Here is a 17,175-nt window from a genome sequence, read left to right as displayed (position 1 = left end):
GCACATGCTCGGGTTCGGGATCATCGGGTGTGGCTCGGTCGGCGGGTTCCACGCCCGCCTGCTGACCGGGCAGGCGGCGTTGCGCGGCCGGGCCGAGCTGATCACCGTCGCCGCGCGGGACCCGTTGCGCGCGAAGGAACTTGCCGGTCAGGTCGGCTGCGAGGCGAACACCGTCGAGGAGCTGCTCGACCGGTCCGATGTGGACGCGGTGTGCCTGTGCACGCCGAGCGGGACGCACGCCGAACTGGGTGAGCGGGTGCTGGAGCGGGGCAAGCACCTGCTGGTGGAGAAGCCGATCGACGTCACCCTCGCCGCCGCTGACCGGCTCATCGCCGCGGCCGGGCGTGGGACCGCGATGCTGGACGTGGTGTCCCAGCACCGGTTCGACCGCTCGGCGACGGTGGCCAAGCAGGCGCTGGCCGCGGGCGAGCTGGGCCGGATCACGTCGGTGTCGATGGAGATCCCGTTGTGGCGGGGAGAAGGCTACTACCGGTCCGGTGGCTGGCGCGGAACCCGCGAACTGGACGGCGGCGGCGCCCTGATCAACCAGGGGGTCCACCTGGTCGATCTGGCCCAGTGGCTGCTCGGACCGGTGATCGAGGTCAACGCCCACACGGCGACGCTGGCCCACGCCATCGAAGTGGAGGACGTGGTGTCGGCGCGGGTGCTGCTCGGCGACGGCGTACCGGGCACGCTGCTGGCCACGACGGCGGCCTACCCCGGTCGCACGACCCGCCTGGCGGTGCACGGCGACCGGGGCAGCCTGGTGATCGACGACGACCGGCTGGTCTACTTCCACGCGGCGCAGCCCGGGGCCGAGGTCGACCTGTACGGCGCGTACGGGGCCGGAAACCGGGCGGCCGAACGGATCGGCGAGCCCAGCGTCGAGGACCTGGAGCGCGACCGGAGTTTCGTGCCCTACCAGCCGTTCCGCGATCAGCTGCTGCAGTTCTGCGCGGCGGTCGAGTCGGGGGGCCCGGCGCCGGTCGGCGGGGCGGGAGGCCGGGCCGCGCTGGCCGCCGTGCTCGCGGTCTACGAGTCGGCGGCCGAGGGCCGGACGGTCACCCTCGGGCCGGGCCCCGCCCCGGCCCCACCGCGCCTGGCCGAGGTCTTCGACCGGTGCGCGGCCACCTACGACGACGTCGGCGTGGACCATTTCACGCCGATGGGCCGGCGGCTGGTCGAGCTGGCCGGCCTGTCCACCGGCGACCGCGTGCTGGACGCCGGGTGCGGGGCCGGCGCCTGCCTGGTCCCGGCGGCCCGGGCGGTCGGGCCGACCGGGTACGTGCTGGGCATCGACGTCTCCGCGGGCATGGTGGAGCGCGCCGAACGGGCGGCCGGGCGGCACGGCCTGCGGCAGGTCCGCTGCGCGGTCGCCGACGCGGAGACCGTGGTGCTCAACGCGCCGTTCCTCATCGACGGGACGTTCGACGCCGTGGTGTCCGGGATGGCGCTGTTCCTGATGCCGCACCCCGACGTCGCGGTGGCCCGGTTCGCCGAGCTGCTGCGGGACCAGGGGCGGCTCGCCGTGTCCTGGTGGGCCGGCAGCGATCCACGCTGGGCGCCGGTGTTCTCGGCGAGCAGCAGGTACGGCCGCAGCCACTCGGCCCACGAGCTGGCCGCCGACAGCCCGTTCGGGTCGGTCGAGGCGCTGCACGACCTGCTCACCGCGACCGGCTTCACCGACGTGGCCACGACGGAGGTCGACCAGACCACCGTGTTCACCGGCCCCGACCAGTGGTGGACGTGGCTGTGGTCGACCGCCGGACGGTTGTTCTGGGAGACGGTCCCGGCCGCCGACCGGCCGGCCGCCGAGGCCGCGGTGAACGCCGAGCTGGCCAAGCTGGCCGAGCCGGACGGCTCGCTGCACACCACGGGCACCATGCGGGTCACCACCGCGACCCGGTCGGCGGACCGGTGACCATGACCGTCACCGATCCGTCCACCCGGGCCGCCGTGCTCGACGACGCCTGGCTGGCCACAGCCACCGAGGGGTTCCGCCGTCTCGGCAGCGGTGCCGCCGACCCGGTCAAAGTGCTGCTGGAGCTCACCGACCCGGCGCCCGGCGCGCCCGCCCGGGTGCTGATGGCGATGGACCTGGACACCGGCCGCCTCGCTTTCTCCCGCGCCGGCGAGCAGGACCGGGCCGCTTTGACCGTGGTGCTCACCCGGGAAGACGCGGTGACGCTGCTGCTCGGCGACGGCCGCGCCCGGGTGCGGCTGTTCGAGACCGGCCGGGTGCGCATGCACGGCGTGTTCCTGTTCGTCTTCTTCCTGGACCGCCTGCTGACCCAGGACCCGTCCGGGACGGTGGCCCGGCTGCGGGCGGCAGCCGGGGTGGTCGCCGACCCGGGCGCCGGGCTGCCCGCACACGAGCCGCTGCCGGCCGGCGCGCCGGAGCAGGCGGCCGGCCTGCCGCGCACGGTCGAGCTGCTGCGGGCCGAGACCCGGCGGACCAGTCCAGGCGTGCAGCTGTACGTGTCGCATCGCGGGACGCCGGTGTTCGATGCCGGGCTGGGCAGCGCCCGGCCCGGCGTGCCGATGCGGGCGGACGCCCGGCCGATCTGGTACTGCTGCGCCAAAACCGTCTCCGCGGTCGCGGTCGGCCGGCTCTGGGAGCAGGAGCTGCTCGATCCCTACGCGCCGGTCGCGGACGTGCTGCCGTGGTACTCCGGCGACGGCCGGGAGCGGGTGCGGCTCGTCGACATCCTCACCCACACCTCACCCGTGCCGATGGGGGCCGATCCGTTGCACGGCTGCATGTCCGCGCCCTGGGACCTGCGGCGCGGGGCGGTGGCCCGGATGCCGGTGCCGGACGGCCCGAACGGGGTGCGGATCAACTACGCCGCCTGGTGGGGCTGGTTCGTGATCGCCGAGCTGATCGAGGCGCTGACCGGCCGCGACCACGTCGAGTACCTGGAGACCGAGGTGCTCGGGCCGTGCGGCATGGACCGCACCAAGGTGGTGTTCGACGCCGCCGGATACGAAGCGGACGGCGCGACGCTGCCCCTGATCTACGTGGCCGGCGGCGCCCTGCCGCCCCAGCCGACGTGGTGGTTCAGCACCGAGGGCGCGACCACCACCGTGATCCCCGGGCTGAACATCCGCGGGCCGATGCGGGATCTGGGCCGGCTGTTCGAAATGCTGGTGCGCCAGGGTCAAGGCCGGTCCGGCCGGGTGCTGCGTCCGGTGACCGTGGCCGCGCTCACCGGACGCCACCGGGTCGGCCTCGAACCCGACCAGCTCGGCAACGCGGACTGGTCGCTCGGCTTCCGGCTCGAGTCCCGGCACCTGGGCGAGCGGTGCTGCGCTTTCGGCCGTTCCGCGTCGCTGCGCAGCTTCGGGCACTACGGACTGTGGACGACGGTCGTGTTCACCGACCCCGACCACGACCTCGTCGTGGCCCTGCACCTCAACGGTAAGACGATGCAGGACGAGCACCAGCGGCGCGTGCTCGGGATCTGCGACGCGATCTACACCGACCTGGGGCTGAGCCGGGGATGAGCTCCCGGACCCCGCGACCCGGCCGCGCTGAGGCCATCACGCAGAAAGGACTTTCCGGCATGACCGTCCTACCGTCCGCGGGCTCTGTCCGCGGGTCCCGGCTGATCGTCGCGGGCGGCAACTTCCTCCAGTTCTTCGACTGGATCCTTTACTCACTGCTGGCGCCGGTGTTCGCGACCCAGTTCTTCGGCGGCGACCGGCTCAGCGCGGCCTTCCAGGCGTTTCTGGTCTACGGCGGCAGCCTGCTGCTGCGTCCCCTGGGCGGCGCGCTGGTCGGCCGGTTCGCCGACCGGCACGGCCGGCGGCGGGCGTTGATGATCGGGGTCGGCGCGGCCGGAGTGGCGTCACTGGCGATCGCGGTGCTGCCGGGCCGGTCGACGATCGGGGTGGCCGCCCCGGTGCTGCTCGTGCTGGCGCGAGCGCTGGCGGCGCTCGCGTTCGGTGGCGAGTGGCCCACCGCGGTGACCTACCTGATGGAGTCGGCCCGGCCGGGCGCCCGGCTGGTGCAGGGCAGCTACTTCGTGCTCACCTGCACCGCCGGCGGGTTCGCGGCCTCGGCCCTGGGCACGCTGATGTCGGCGGCGCTGGGGCCGGCGGCCCTGCAGACGTGGGGCTGGAGGGTTCCTTTCGCGGTCGCCGGCGTCCTGTCGCTGGTGCTGTGCTTGCTGCGGCGGGGCCTGGCCGAGACGCCGGCCTACCTCGAGACCGAGCCGGTGGAGCTGGCCGGGAGTCGGCCGGGCAGCCTCCGGCCGGCGCTCGCGGTGGCGGCACTGGCCGCGGCGGCCTCGGTCACGACGACGACGTTCTCCATCGCCGTGCCGGCCATCGCCCAGGACCGGCTGGGCGCTTCGCCCACGGTCGTGCTCGGCGCCAACACCTTGGTCACCGGGGCGCTGGTGGTGCTCGTGCTGCCGATCGGACGGCTGGCCCAGCGATCCGGCCTTCAGCAGACGCTGGCGTTCACCAGCATCGGGTTCGTGGTGAGCCTTCCGGTTCTGTACCTGACGATCCAGCCGACCTTCGGCGGGCTACTGCTGGCCTCCGGGGTGGGAATGCTGTTGTCCACCGCACAGGGCGTCACGCTGCCGGAGGCCATGGCGTCGGTGTTCCCCGCCCGGCTGCGCGGGTTCGGTGTCGGGTTGTCGCAAGGGGTGGCGGACGCGGTGTTCGGCGGGTTCGCCCCCTCCGCCGCGCTGGCGTTCGCGGCGGGCGGCGAGGACGGCTGGTACGTGATCATCGTGTGCGGGCTGGTACTGCTCGGCTGGGGGGCGATCGCAGTGGTGCTGCGCGGCGCGGCCGGCCGGCAACTGGACCCGCTGCCGACGGACGTCACGGTCTGATGGGCCCGCTGCTCATCGCCGCCGGCTTGGTCCTGGCGCTTTCCGGCGCCGCGGTGCTGGCGGCGTTCGTGGAGGCCCGGCGCCGGCTCGGTGCGCGGAATTCGGCCCTGCGCGCGGTGTCCGGGGAACTGCGCGGGCGACCCGAGGCCGTGGGTACGGTCCTGGAGCTGGCCGCGGGCGACCTGGTGCCGGGGGACGCCCAGGTCGAGGACGGTCACGCCGTCGTGCGCGATCTGCCGTTCCCCGGTCCGCACCTCGTCCGGGAGCGCGGCGGCGAGCGGTCGGCGGTGACCGGCGGGGCCCGGATCGTCGAAGGGCGGCTGAGAGTGCGGCTGCTGAGTTCCGGGCCCGGGTCGATCGTCGCCCGGGCCGCAGCCGTGACGGCTCCGTCGGCGGTGCCGCCCCTCGTCGGGTTCGCGGGGGTGGTGCTGCTCGCCGCCGGGGCCGCGGCCGGGGTGCCCCCGCTCGCCGCGGTGCTGGCGGTGCTCGGGGTGCTGCTGGCCGGATGGCCGTTGCGGCGACTCGGTTTCGTGCTCGGGCTCGCCGACCTCGCCGAGGGCGGGCTGCTGGCCAGGCACCCGGACGTCGCGCCGGCCATCGCGGGCGTCGAAGTCGTGCTGATGGACAAGAACGGAACGCTGACCCACGGGCAGCGCCGGGCCCAGTCGCTGGTGGCGGTGGCGGGAACCGACGTGACCGCTCTCGCGCGTGCCGTGGCGCTCTCCGGCCTCGCCGACGAGACGCCCGAAGGATTGTCCTCGATCGAGTTGGTGGTGCGTGAACACGGATCCCCCGCGGCGGTGGCGCCGGATGGCGGATGGTCGGCGGTGCCGTTCACCCCACAGGCCCGGATCAGCGGAGTGGACCTCGACGACGGGACCGAGCTGCGCAAGGGGTCCCGGGCGGCCATGCGGGAGTGGTCGGCGGCGCGGGGGCTGGACTGGCCGGCCGGACTGGACGACCTGCTCGACGAGTACGAGGCCGACGCGATGACTGCGCTGGTCGTTGGCGACTCGCGGGCCGGGCTGCTCGGCGCCGTCGCCTTCGGCGCCCCCGTCCGGGCCCGCGCGGCGGCCGGGATCGCGGAGGTGCGAAGCCTCGGCGTCGAAGTCGTGTTGCTCACCGGGGACAGCCCGGTCGTGGCCCGGCAGCTGGCTCGCCTCGTCGGGGTCGGCGACGTGGTCGCCGAAGCCGACCCCGAGGCCAAGGTGGCGGCCGTCGCGGCCTGGCGGTCGCGGTCGGCCGTGGTCGCGATGGTCGGTGACGGTGACAACGACGCCCCGGCGCTCGCCGCGGCGGATCTGGGCATCGCACCGTACAGCGGCCTGCCCGGCGCGAAGGCCGTGGCCGACGTGGTCGACCTCGATTCCGATCCGGGCAAGCTGGGCTGGGCGATCACGCTGATGCGGGCCCGGGCGGCGGTGGCCGGGTCACTCGTGACCTCCGCGCGGATCGCCGTCGGCCTGGCCGTGCTCGGAGCCGCGGGCACTGCGCTGACCGGATGCGCGGTGCTCGCCGCGGCGGCCGCGGCGGCCGTGCTCGCAGTCGCGACCGCGCGGGTCGTGAGCCGGACCGGGGGGCCGAGTCCGCACCCGTCCCGACCACCATCGTCCACAAGGGAGGCATTATGGCCACTGCGGTGACCGGGGAGCCGGACTTCCCCTTTTCCCGTGCCGATCCGTACGCCCCGCCGCCCCAGGTGGCGGCCTTGCGCGCAGCGGCGCCGGTGGCGGCCGTCCGGCTGGCGGGTGGGCGGCGGGCCTGGCTGGTGACCCGGCACGCGGACGTGCGCACCGTGCTCGGAGACCCCCGGTTCAGCTCGGACGTCTCACGCCCGGGCTTCCCGATGGTCCAGGCGGCCGCGCCGGCCGCGGTGCCCCCGGCCGCGTTCATGGCCCTCGATCCGCCGCGGCACACCCGCTACCGGTCCGCGCTCATCCACGAGTTCGGCCCCCGGCGCATCGCGGCGCTGCGACCGGTCATCGGCGGGCTGGTGGACGGGCAGATCGCGCGGATGCGAGCCGCAGGCGGACCGGCCGACCTGGTCGAGCATCTCGCGTTGCCGGTGCCGTCGCTGGTCATCTGCGCGTTGCTCGGGGTGCCCTTCGGCCACGTCGGCTACTTCCAGCAGCGCTCCCGGGTGGTGCTCAGCCGCTCCGCGGCCACCGGCGAGGTGAACCGCGCAAACCGCGAGCTGGCCGAGCTGATCGCGGGCGTGATCGAGGCCAAGCGCGCCGAGCCGGGTGACGACGTGCTCAGCCGGCTGATCCGGCACGAGGCCGGCTTCACCGTCGAGGAGATGACCACCATGGCCGTGGTCCTGCTCACCGCGGGGCACGAGACAACCGCCGGCATGATCTCGTCCGGAGTGCTGACCCTGGTGCGGGAGCCGGGGGTCTGGGCAGCGCTGGCCCGGCACCCCGAGCGGACCGGGCCGCTGGTCGAGGAGTTGCTGAGGCTGCTGACGGTGCTCCAGTTCGGGGTGCCGCGGACGGCGACCGCGGACCTGGTCCTCGGCGGGGTGCGGATCCGGTCCGGCGAGGGCGTGATCGCGTTGCTGGCCGGCGGCAACCTCGATCCGGACGCCTACCCCGACCCCGGACGGCTGGACCCGCGGCGCTCCGGCCCACGGCACCTCGCTTTCGGCCACGGAATACACCTGTGCCTCGGTCACTCGCTCGCCCGAGCCGAGTTGTCCATCGTTTTCGAAGCCGCTTTCCGTGCATTTCCCGATCTTCGGATGGCGGTCCCGGAAAAACATGTCGAGTTCGCTGAAAACGCGTTCGTGTACAGCCCGGATAAGTTGATGGTCGACTGGTAGGACGCGGTGAAAGACGCTGGCGCGCCTGGTGATAGTTACGCTGGACGCGCTATTTGGCGTGTCCGAAAGCAATAATTGAGACAATCGAGGTAATGTGATTTCACGTCTTGACACCGGGCGGCACAGGTTGAATTATTTGAACTGTCCGCATTTCATTGAATGTCGGTAGAGGAGGTGAAATATGTTTGACATGGACAATTTTGCCCGCGAGGTGATCGACCTGGTCGACGACTCGGGCCGGCTCGAGGTCCTGCTGCGCGGCGAGACCAACTGATCCGAGCGGGTGGGGTGCGGCGTCGCGACGGCGCACCCCACCCGTCGCGCCGTCGGGGAGGAAGAGGGTTCCGGTGCTCGAAGTGGACGACGTGACCAGGACGTTCCGCGGCAACCGCGGGCGGACGGTGCACGCGCTGCGCGGTGTCCGGATGAGCGCGGCGGCCGGGGAGGTGGTCGGGCTACTCGGTCTCAACGGGGCCGGGAAGACGACCCTGACCAAGATCGTCGCCACGCTGCTGCTGCCCACCACCGGAACCGTGCGCGTGGACGGGATCGACGTCGTCGCGCAGCCGCGCCGGGCCCGGGCGGCCCTGTCGGTCGTGCTCGGCGGTGAACGGGGGCTGTACCAGCGGCTCGACGCGCGCGAGAACATCCGGTTCTTTGCCACGCTCAGCGGGGTGCCCCGGCGTGAGCTGGGCGCCCGGTGCGAGGCGGCGCTGGAGGTGGTACACCTCGGGCCGGTCGCGAACCGCGCCGTGCAGACCTACTCGCGCGGGATGCGCCAGCGGCTGCACCTGGCGATCGGGCTGGTAGCCCGGCCGCGGCTGCTGCTGCTCGACGAGCCCACCGTCGGCCTGGACCCGATCGAGGCGCAGAGCATCCGGGACACGGTCGCGGGCCTGCGCCGCGACGGCACGTGCATCGTGCTGACCAGCCACTACCTCGCCGACATCGAGCAACTCGCCGACCGCGTGGTCATCCTGGACGAGGGGCGGACGCTGCTCGACCTGCCGTTGCCGGAGCTGATCGCCCGGGCCCGCGCGGTCGCCAGGGTCACCATCAGCGGCACCGACCGGGATCGCCGCTGGACCACCGAACTGCATCTGCCGGAGTGGACCCCGGCGGCGCTGCACGGGCTGGCCGACCAGTGGCCGGCCGGGCGGATCACCGACGTCCAGGTCAGTCACGCGCGGCTGGAGGACGTGTTCCGGGAGCTGACCGCCGCACGCGCCGAACGGGCCACCCCATGAGCTCGCCGTCGCTGCAGGCACTGGGCGCCTCCGCCCGGGTCCAGCTTCGCAACACACCCGCCGTGCACGTGGTGGTCTCCGGGGTGCTGCAACCGCTCGCGTTCGCCGTGGTGGCCCTGCTGGCGGATCGGGGGGCTTCGGCCGACCCGGCCACGCCGGTGCTCGGCGCCGGGCTGCTCGGGCTGTGGTCGTCGGTGCTCTGGCAGGCGAGTTTCGCGCTGCGCACCGAGGTCTGGCAGGGCACGCTGGCCGGCGTCCTGAGCCGGCCAGCCGGCTTCGCCGGGGTGTTGCTGGGCAAGAGTGTCGTGGGGGCGGTGTGCGGCGCGGTGCCGGTCACGCTGACCTGCGCGCTGCTGCTGGCCGTGCTGGGCGTGCCGCTGCCCGTCGCGCACCCGCTGGAGTTCGTGGCGGCTGCGGTCTCGGCCGTGGTGGCCGCCGTGCCGTTGAGCGTGCTGCTGGCCTCCTCGTTCCTGCTGGCCCGCTCGGCGTCGCGGCTGAGCGAGAACCTGGCGTACCCGGTGTTCATCCTCAGCGGCATGTTCGTGCCGCTCGGGGTCCTGCCCGGCTGGCTGCGACCGGTGGCCTCGGTGTTCCCCTACCGGTGGAGCGCGGACCTGTTCGCCGCGACCCGGCTGGGCGGCCGCACCGGGCCGGACTGGCTGTGGTTCGCGGTGACCGCGGCGGGGTGGTCGGTGCTGGCCGCCGCCGCGGTCGCCGCGGTGCTGCACCGGGCGCGGAGGGCGGGCACCCTTGAGCTGGGCTGAGCCGCCGAGCCGGGCGCGGGCGCTGGCTCGCGTGGCCTGGCGCGACTACCTCCGGCAGTACCCGCCGAGTGTCATCCTGCTGGCGGTGGCGCCGCGGGTGCTGACCCAGGTCGCCTTCTGGACGTTGCTGGCGCGTGCCGCCGGTGGCGCGGGCAGTGCGCGCTACGCGATGGTCGGCGCGATCGGGCAGGTGGTGGTGTCCACCATGGTGGGCCGGGCCTCCGACGTGCTGCTGGAGGACGCCGTGCAGGGCCTGTCCCTGCCGTTGCGGCTGGGCCGCACGGGCCCGGTGACCGTGGTGGTCGCCCGGTGGCTGGTGTACACCCCAGAGGCGGTGCTGGCCGGGCTGCTGGCCGTGGTGGTCGCACCGCCGTTGCTGGGCGAGCCGGAACTGCTGGGGCCGTTGCTGGTCAGGCTGCCCGAACTGCTCGCGCTCGCGCTCGCTTCGGCGTGCTTCGGGGTGTTCGTCGCTTCGGCCGCGGCCTTTTCCGGACGGGCCCAGACCGGCGTGCTCGCGGCGAGCGCGGCCACGTACCTGACGCTGGTCGTGTGCGGTGTGGTGGCTCCATTGCCCGACCTGCCGGTGCTGCGCGAGATCGCCGCGGTGCTGCCGATGACCCACGGGATCGGCGCGCTCCGCTCGGCCGCGGCCGGCCCGGAGCTCCGCGCGGAGACGGTGACCGCGCTGTCCTGGCTGGCGCTCGCCGTCGTGGCGATCCGGGTCCGCTCCCGCCGGGCAGCGCGATCGGGCGGAGACCATGACCAATTCTGACGGATCACCCACGCCGCACGATGAACCCGGCCACGCCCGCCCGGTCCGGTTCGAGCTCCACGCAGACTTCAGCGAAGCCGTCGGCGACGGCCGGGCCGATTTCGGGACAGCAGCCGAGCACCGCGGCGTGGACCCGGTCCCGCAACTGCCCGGCCGCGGCGGGGAAGAGGTTCGGGTCGAACGCCGGCACCGCCCGGACGGTGATCCGGACCGGGCCGTCCCCGGTCCATTCGGTGTGCACCAGCGGGGCCCCGCCGTGCAGCGGCGAAGTGATCCGCGGGTGCAGCGGGGGCCGGGCGATCTCGGTGAACCGCTCCAGCGCGTCCCGCAACCCCCTGGGCCGCAGCACCACCCGGGTGCGACCGCCGTCGCGGGCAGCGGGGGTCTCGGCCCGGCGGCCGACGAAGGAGACGGTGACCTCGTCCGGCTCGCAGCCACCCGCCACCCGCTCGACGAGATCACCGTTGTCGTAGCGGAGCAGCGGTTGCACCTGGGAGAACGGGTGCAGTTCGGTGAGCACCATCCGGCCGATGCCCGCGGTCACCGGCGAATCGTCGTCCAGCGCGACGACCTGGGGCACCACGACCGGGTCGAAGTGCAGCGCGTCGCACGCCGGGCAGACCGTCGCACCGCCGACCACCTCGGACATGCTGTAGCGCTCCACGATGTCGGTCCCGGACCCGAATACCGACCGGAGGTAGTCCCGGACGAGCGGGGAGAGGTAGTCGCTGACGACCACGACCCGGGTGATGAAGCCGTCCCGGACCAGGCCGCGACGCGCCAGCCCAGCGCCGAGCAGCATGAGGTCGCCGGGGTTGCCGGTGATGTCGACGACCGCGCCCTCCAGGCCCGGGAACAGTGGCTCCGCAGCGAGCAGGTCGAGCGCGCGCTCCAGGTCGTTCCCGTCGACCAGCGCCAGGCTGAGCGTGCGGTCCGCACCGGCGGTGCCGAGCAGGCTGGCGTGGGTCCGGGTGGTGAGCAGGGAAGCGTGCACCGTCGGCGGCGGCGCCCCGCCACCACGTCCGGCCGCGGCCCGGCGGATCGCCGTGCCGAAATCGGCGTAAGCGCGCAGTTCTTCCGGCCCCCGGTAACGCACGAACGGACGCCCGGTGGAGCCGCTGCTGCGGATGACCATCGTCGCCTTCCGGCCCGGGTGCAGCACCGAGCCCGCCCCGCCGCCAGGGCTCTCCTTCGTGATCACCGGAACGCGGTCCAGGGTCGTGACGTCCCACGCGCGCGAATCGGCCGGGAGGTCCGCCGAGGACCACAGCGACGCGTAGAACGGGATTTCTCGCGCCTGCTCGACCGTGGTGGGCAACAAGCTCTCCCTGAGCGCGGTCTTGCTCCTGGCCATCGGCAACTCCCGGGAGTGGTCTCGATGAGACGGTGAACGGATTGGTCCTCACAGTAGCTGGGGAATTATTCCGGCGCCACAAAAAAATGGCAAATTTCGGCGACCGTATCGATTTCGAGGATTGCGTTTTTAGTGCACCCATAAAATGGAGGAAAATCTGTGCACCCTTTGTTCTCGGACCCCGGATCAAGCGATGTCGCGCAGCTTCTCGCTGGACTGTCCGAGCAGAAGGTCGAATACGACCCGGGTCTTTCAGCCGTGTTCGTCTACGGCTACGACGAGGTTCGCGCGCTGCTGACGAGTCCTTCGCTGCAGAATGCGCGATTGCGCGATCCGCTGGCGGGCGCCACCGAGGAACAGCGCGCCCTGCACGGTCCTATCCGAGCTTTCTTCGGCCGGTGGCCGGTCTTCTCCGACGGTGACCACCACACCCGGCTGCGCCGGCTGCTGATGCCGCCGCTGAGGGCGGCCGCCGTCGAGGAGGTGCTGGCGGCGCTGCGGCTGCATTGCGGCGAACTGCTGCATGAACTCGCCACCAGGCCCGGGATCGACTTCGTCACCGACTTCGCCGTTCCCCACGTACACCACGCCCTCGGACTGATGCTGGGCGTCACGACGGCCGAGCTGGGCGAACTGGTCGAACCCGCAGGCCGGCTGATGGACTACCTGGCCACACCGAAGGTCAGCGAGAACGCGGAGGTGGGCCACGCGGCCCGCAGCTCACTGGGCACGTTCACCGAGGCCGTCCGGCGGACGCTGCTGCGCACGCCGCGCTCGCCCCTCACCCGGGCGCTCGCCGAGGTGGATGGCGAACTCGGCCTCGACGCGGCCGTCGCGGCGGCGGCGCAGATCATCACCGGGACGATCGATCCCACCACCACCGCGCTGACCGACGCCGTGCTGCACTGGGCCGCGCTCGATCCGGCGGAATCGTCCACAGTGGAGGCCGACCGGTTCACGGCGGAATCGCTGCGGCTGAGCTGCCCGTTCATCTTCGCCCCGCGCAGCGCCACCGAGAAAATGCAGATCGGCTACGTGACGGCGGAGTGGGACACGAAGGTGATGCTCGTGCTGGCCGCCGCCAACCTGGACGCGACCCGCTACGACGGCCCTGCGGCCCTGCGGATCGACGGCCGCGACACGCCTTCACTGACGTTCGGCCTGGGCGAGCACTACTGCCTGGGTGCACCACTGGCCAGGGGCATGATCGCGGCGCTGGTCGAAACCCTGCGGGCCGGTGAAGTCCGCCTCGAAGTGGACGCCGGCACACTGCGCCGGCGCGGCGCGGTCCACGGCACGGCCCGGGCGCTCTCCGCACGGATCACCACCGGGACCTCGGCTCGTGAAGCCGGTCGATGAACGGGAGGCGCGCCGTGACCAGAGCGGCGCTTCGAATCCGGGCCATTCAGCACACGGCGAGGCACCTCGCCGCCGACCACGAGGAACAGGAGTCGCCATGTCCCGCTCAACGGCCCCGTCGCCGCACCCGATCATCGAGATCGGGGTGGCCTTCTGGCAGTCCAAGGCGCTGCTCAGCGCGGTCGAGCTGGGCGTATTCGCCGCGCTGGCCGACGGGCCGGTGCCGGCCGGGCAGCTGAGCCGGCAGCTCGGCCTGCGCAGCCGCGGAGCGCGGGACTTCTTCGACATCCTGGTCGCGTCCGGCCTGCTCGACCGGGACGAAGCCGGTTACCGGCTGACGCCGCCGGCCGCGGAGTACCTCGACCCAGGCCGGCCCGCGACCGACATCAGCGGTTACCTGAGCTTCCTCAACGCCGGGTTCTCCTGGTGGTCCCGGCTGACCGAGGGCCTGCGCAGCGGCGATCGGCTGGACTTCTCCGAGGCGCTGGCCGCGGAGGGGTCCCGCGCCCCGGGCGGCCGCGGCACGCTCGTGCCGCCGGATCCCGGAGCCGACACCTTCGGCGAGGCGTTCGCCGAGTCCGACCAGGTACGCGGCTTCCTGCGGGCCATGACCGGCTACAGCATGGGGGCGAACCGGGCTCTGGTGCACGCGTTCGACTGGGCATCCGTGCGGACCGTGGTGGACGTCGGCTGTGCCGAGGGCTCGCTGCTGGGGCACCTGGCCGCCGCGTGGCCGCACCTCGACTGCGTCGGCTTCGACCTGCCCCAGGTGAAGACCGGGTTCGAAGAGCACCTGGAGGACACCGCCGGGGTCAGCTTCCGGCCCGGCGACTTCTTCAGCGATCCGCTGCCGGAAGCGGACGTGATCGTGTTCGGCCACGTGCTCCACGACTGGCCGGTGGAGACCCGGAAGATGCTGCTGCGCAAGGCGCACGAAGCGCTGGCACCGGGCGGCACGGTGCTGGTCTACGAGTCGCTGATCGACGACGACCGGCGGTCCGGGCTGATCGGGCTGATGATCAGCCTCAACGTGTCGCTCGTGTCCAACGGCGGTTCGGGCTACACCGCCGCCGAATGCCGCGAATGGCTGCGTGAAGCGGGATTCTCCGAAATCGGGGTGTCGCACCTGGACGGTCCGGAGCATCTCGTGGTCGGCACCCGGTGACCGGGCCGGCCAACTTCCGCGACCTGGGGGGGCTGGCGGTGCTCGGTGGGCGGATCGCGCCGTCGCGGGTGTACCGGGGGGCCGGGATCCACCTGCTCGACCGCAGCGCGACCACCGCGCTGGACACGGTGCACGGCGTCCGCGGGTTCGTCGACCTGAGGTCACGCCGGGAGGTCGAGCTGGACGGGATCGCTCCCGTCGGCGCAGCACAAACCCGCTACGCCGTGCCGATCGAACCATCACTGGACGCGCTGCGCCCGGTCGCTCCCCACGACCTGTTACCCGCCAGCTACCTCGTCATGCTCGTCGAACGGGCGCCGGCTCTCGTGCTGGCGCTGCGTTCGATCGGCGCCGCGCTGGAGCGCGGCGCCGTGGTGGTCCACTGCGTCGCGGGCAAGGACCGGACCGGGGTGGTCGTCGCCGTGCTCCTCGGGTTGCTCGGCGCCGCCGACGACACGGTCATCGAGGACTACACCGTGTCCGATCAGGCCCACCCGGCCATTCTCGAGGTCTACCGGCGCAGCCCGAGCGCGGCCGCGGTGACCGGGCAATTGCCCGGCCACCTGCATCGGGCGCCACCGGCCGCCATGGAGAAGCTGATCCGCTACGTCCACCGGCGCTACGACGGCTGGGCGGGCTGGGCGGACTGGGCCGGTGTACCGACCGGTTGCGTGGAATCGCTTCGCACGCTCGTCACACCGGAGACCACCGTGTCTTCTTCGTATTCCACACCAGCACAGGGAGCCGACGATGCAGCTCACCGGTAACACCATCCTGATCACCGGGGCCACCTCCGGGATCGGGCTCAGCCTGGCCACGCGATGGCACGAGGCGGGCAACACGGTAATCGCCACCGGCCGGCGCAAAGACCGGCTGGACGCGATCACCGCCGAGCACCCCGGGATCGAGACACTGGTGCTCGACGTCGACGAACCGGCGTCGATCGCCGCCTGCGCCGAGACGGTGGCCCACCGGTTCCCGCGGCTCAACGTCCTGGTCAACAACGCCGGCGTCATGCGCCCGGAGAGCCTGCGCGGCGTCGGTGACCTGCCCATCGCCGAGGCGGCCGTGACCACGAACCTGCTCGGGCCGATCCGGATGTGCGAAACGTTCGTGCCGCTGCTGGTGGGGCAGGAGAACCCCGTCGTGCTCAACGTGTCTGCGGCGCTGGCCTTCGTGCCGCTGCCGGCCGCGCCGACGGCCAGCGCGACCAAGGCGGCGCTCCGATCCTACACCCAGAGCCTGCGGGTGCACCTGCGCCGGCTCGGCATCCAGGTGATCGAACTGATCCCGCCGGCTGTGCGCACGCGGCTGATGGGCCAGGCCGAAAGCGAAGAGGCGGTGCCGGTGGAGCAGTTCGTCACCAGTGCGCTGGCCCTCATCGCGGGCCACCCGGACGCCGAGGAGGTCTGCGTCGACGAAGCCCGGTTCCTGCGCTCGGCCGAGGCCGAGGGTCGCTACGACCGGACATTCGCCTTGCTGAGCCGATCGGTTCGTGACTGACCCGGGGCATCGTTTTCCCGCCGGCTCGTCGCGCAACACCGGAAAAGCCGAACACGTGCCCGCCGCCGATCGCGCGACGGGCACGTGTTCGTGCTTCTCCTGGCAGAAGAACGCACTTCGCGCCCGGGCGATAAGGCATAGCTGCTACCCGAAGTACTGAACGGAATCGGTGCGCGGAAAATGCGTTGTCGATCACTGGACTACGGACGGCGATCAGGTTAAGCTCGGGTTACCAGCTCGCCGATATAGTCGAACAATGTCGGAATTGCCGTCGGCAGGGGACTGCCCACACGGTTCGGCTGCACCCTTCATTCGCCGCTCGCGATCGAGCCGAAAAACAGGATTTGCTCATCGTCGCCGATGCCGCCTGCTAAGGGTCCACGACGTGCCCGCCGACCCGGTCTCAACGGAGCCACACGAGCCGGCACCCGGACTGCTCACGACGGGCTGCTCATGCTGATGGTGCCGCTGCCGGTGCATAAGGCCGGGGAAGACGTCGGCGTCGATGAACCGGAGGGATATCAAGATCATGGTCGCTATCAATGAAGGACCCACCTCGGCGATGGTCACAAGGGCCGCACCTGCGCGGCTACCGGTCCGGGCATCTGCCGGTGCTGAGCCGGCGACCGGCAGGCGAGATCATCGTCCGGAGCCTGTTCAGGGCCAGCCTGACCGGCACGGAGGCCGCCAGCGTCCCAGGTAGGCCTACCGCCGTGGTCGAAGGCTGGATGCCCGGGAACCGGCGTCATCCACCCACTCGAACAGGCCAGCCGAAGGCGGAAGTCTCGGCTGCGACAGCCAGATCCGGTCTGACACGCTGAGTGGCGAACCTCGGCGAGACCGCCCGTAGCATCGCAGCCTGAACGGAATGCGTATCGTGCTGCCAGCCTGCGCTCAGCGGATGGTCTACCGCATTCACACGCACCGGCTGCGCCGACAGCTCAGAGGTGCAGAACTGCCGGCGCACATCGGCATCATCATGGACGGCAACCGGCGCTGCGCGCGCCAGAGAGGCCTGGCCGACCCGAACATCGGGCACAAGTACGGTGCCGAACACGTCGAGACCGTGCTGTCGTGGTGCCTGCGGGCGGGCGTGAAACAGGTCACGATCTACCTGTGCTCGAACGAAAACCTCGCCCGCCGCGACAGCGCCCAGGTGTCCTACGTGATGCAACTGATCAAGCAGGTGATCATCGCCAAGCTCGCCCGGCCGGACACGGCCTGTGAGGAACATCGGAACGGAAAACGGCGCTAAGGCCGAAGATGGCTGGTCAGAGGACCACCAGTGAGCTTCCCCGAAGATCAATTGTGATCTGCGTCATGCCGCTGGTGAGTGCTGGAGTGGG

At 72.2% G+C, this 17,175-nt stretch carries 14 protein-coding genes; 13 read left to right on the top strand and 1 reads right to left on the bottom strand.

What is annotated here, in order from left to right; all coding sequences use genetic code 11:
- Window positions 1–4 precede the first annotated feature (4 nt).
- From NYF13_RS21710 to NYF13_RS21675, 8 genes are all read left to right on the top strand, one after another.
- The gene (locus NYF13_RS21710; RefSeq protein ID WP_315659195.1) at window positions 5–1,921 is read left to right on the top strand and encodes a Gfo/Idh/MocA family oxidoreductase; all 1,917 of its coding nucleotides are present in this window, start codon (window positions 5–7) and stop codon (window positions 1,919–1,921) included.
- Between the two features lie 2 nt (window positions 1,922–1,923).
- Window positions 1,924–3,504, top strand: a complete 1,581-nt coding sequence (locus NYF13_RS21705; RefSeq protein WP_315659194.1) for a serine hydrolase domain-containing protein — start codon at window positions 1,924–1,926, stop codon at window positions 3,502–3,504.
- A gap of 59 nt (window positions 3,505–3,563) precedes the next feature.
- Entirely contained in the window at window positions 3,564–4,844 is a 1,281-nt protein-coding gene (locus NYF13_RS21700) for an MFS transporter (protein ID WP_315659192.1), read from the top strand.
- Window positions 4,844–6,487, top strand: coding sequence for an HAD-IC family P-type ATPase (locus tag NYF13_RS21695; RefSeq protein ID WP_315659191.1), 1,644 nt, complete (start codon window positions 4,844–4,846; stop codon window positions 6,485–6,487). Before NYF13_RS21700 ends, NYF13_RS21695 begins: the two co-directional genes overlap by 1 nt.
- Window positions 6,472–7,665, top strand: coding sequence for a cytochrome P450 (locus NYF13_RS21690; protein ID WP_315659188.1), 1,194 nt, complete (start codon window positions 6,472–6,474; stop codon window positions 7,663–7,665). Before NYF13_RS21695 ends, NYF13_RS21690 begins: the two co-directional genes overlap by 16 nt.
- A gap of 347 nt (window positions 7,666–8,012) precedes the next feature.
- The gene (locus NYF13_RS21685) at window positions 8,013–8,912 is read left to right on the top strand and encodes an ABC transporter ATP-binding protein (RefSeq protein ID WP_315659187.1); all 900 of its coding nucleotides are present in this window, start codon (window positions 8,013–8,015) and stop codon (window positions 8,910–8,912) included.
- Entirely contained in the window at window positions 8,909–9,676 is a 768-nt protein-coding gene (locus NYF13_RS21680) for an ABC transporter permease (protein ID WP_315659186.1), read from the top strand. The genes NYF13_RS21685 and NYF13_RS21680 overlap by 4 nt, the downstream gene beginning before the upstream one ends.
- Window positions 9,663–10,448: an ABC transporter permease gene (locus NYF13_RS21675; protein ID WP_315659185.1), complete on the top strand. Its 786-nt coding sequence runs from the start codon at window positions 9,663–9,665 to the stop codon at window positions 10,446–10,448. The genes NYF13_RS21680 and NYF13_RS21675 overlap by 14 nt, the downstream gene beginning before the upstream one ends.
- Window positions 10,449–10,452: 4 nt before the next feature.
- Here the strand turns inward: NYF13_RS21675 and NYF13_RS21670 are convergent, their stop codons facing one another.
- Entirely contained in the window at window positions 10,453–11,802 is a 1,350-nt protein-coding gene (locus NYF13_RS21670; protein WP_315659184.1) for a hypothetical protein, read from the bottom strand.
- 159 nt (window positions 11,803–11,961) lie between these two features.
- Here NYF13_RS21670 and NYF13_RS21665 point away from each other — a divergent pair, with 159 nt between their 5' ends.
- The 5 genes from NYF13_RS21665 (at window position 11,962) to NYF13_RS21645 (ending at window position 17,084) form a co-directional block, all read left to right on the top strand.
- Window positions 11,962–13,161 carry a hypothetical protein gene (locus NYF13_RS21665; protein WP_315659181.1) on the top strand — a complete coding sequence of 400 codons (1,200 nt, stop codon included), beginning with the start codon at window positions 11,962–11,964 and terminating at the stop codon, window positions 13,159–13,161.
- A gap of 97 nt (window positions 13,162–13,258) precedes the next feature.
- Window positions 13,259–14,326, top strand: coding sequence for a methyltransferase (locus NYF13_RS21660; protein ID WP_315659179.1), 1,068 nt, complete (start codon window positions 13,259–13,261; stop codon window positions 14,324–14,326).
- Window positions 14,323–15,093 (top strand): tyrosine-protein phosphatase, encoded by a 771-nt coding sequence (locus NYF13_RS21655; RefSeq protein WP_315659177.1) that lies wholly within the window; start codon window positions 14,323–14,325, stop codon window positions 15,091–15,093. Before NYF13_RS21660 ends, NYF13_RS21655 begins: the two co-directional genes overlap by 4 nt.
- Complete coding sequence (locus NYF13_RS21650) at window positions 15,077–15,829, top strand: SDR family NAD(P)-dependent oxidoreductase (RefSeq protein WP_315659176.1); 753 nt, start codon at window positions 15,077–15,079, stop codon at window positions 15,827–15,829. The genes NYF13_RS21655 and NYF13_RS21650 overlap by 17 nt, the downstream gene beginning before the upstream one ends.
- An 868-nt stretch (window positions 15,830–16,697) precedes the next feature.
- Window positions 16,698–17,084 carry an undecaprenyl diphosphate synthase family protein gene (locus NYF13_RS21645; protein WP_315659175.1) on the top strand — a complete coding sequence of 129 codons (387 nt, stop codon included), beginning with the start codon at window positions 16,698–16,700 and terminating at the stop codon, window positions 17,082–17,084.
- Window positions 17,085–17,175: the final 91 nt, after the last annotated feature.

It is taken from the genome of Amycolatopsis sp. PS_44_ISF1, from assembly GCF_032335455.1.
Lineage (GTDB): Bacteria > Actinomycetota > Actinomycetes > Mycobacteriales > Pseudonocardiaceae > Amycolatopsis.
The sequence above is the reverse complement of the archived record's forward strand: the minus strand, read 5'-3'. Positions and strand labels throughout refer to the sequence as shown.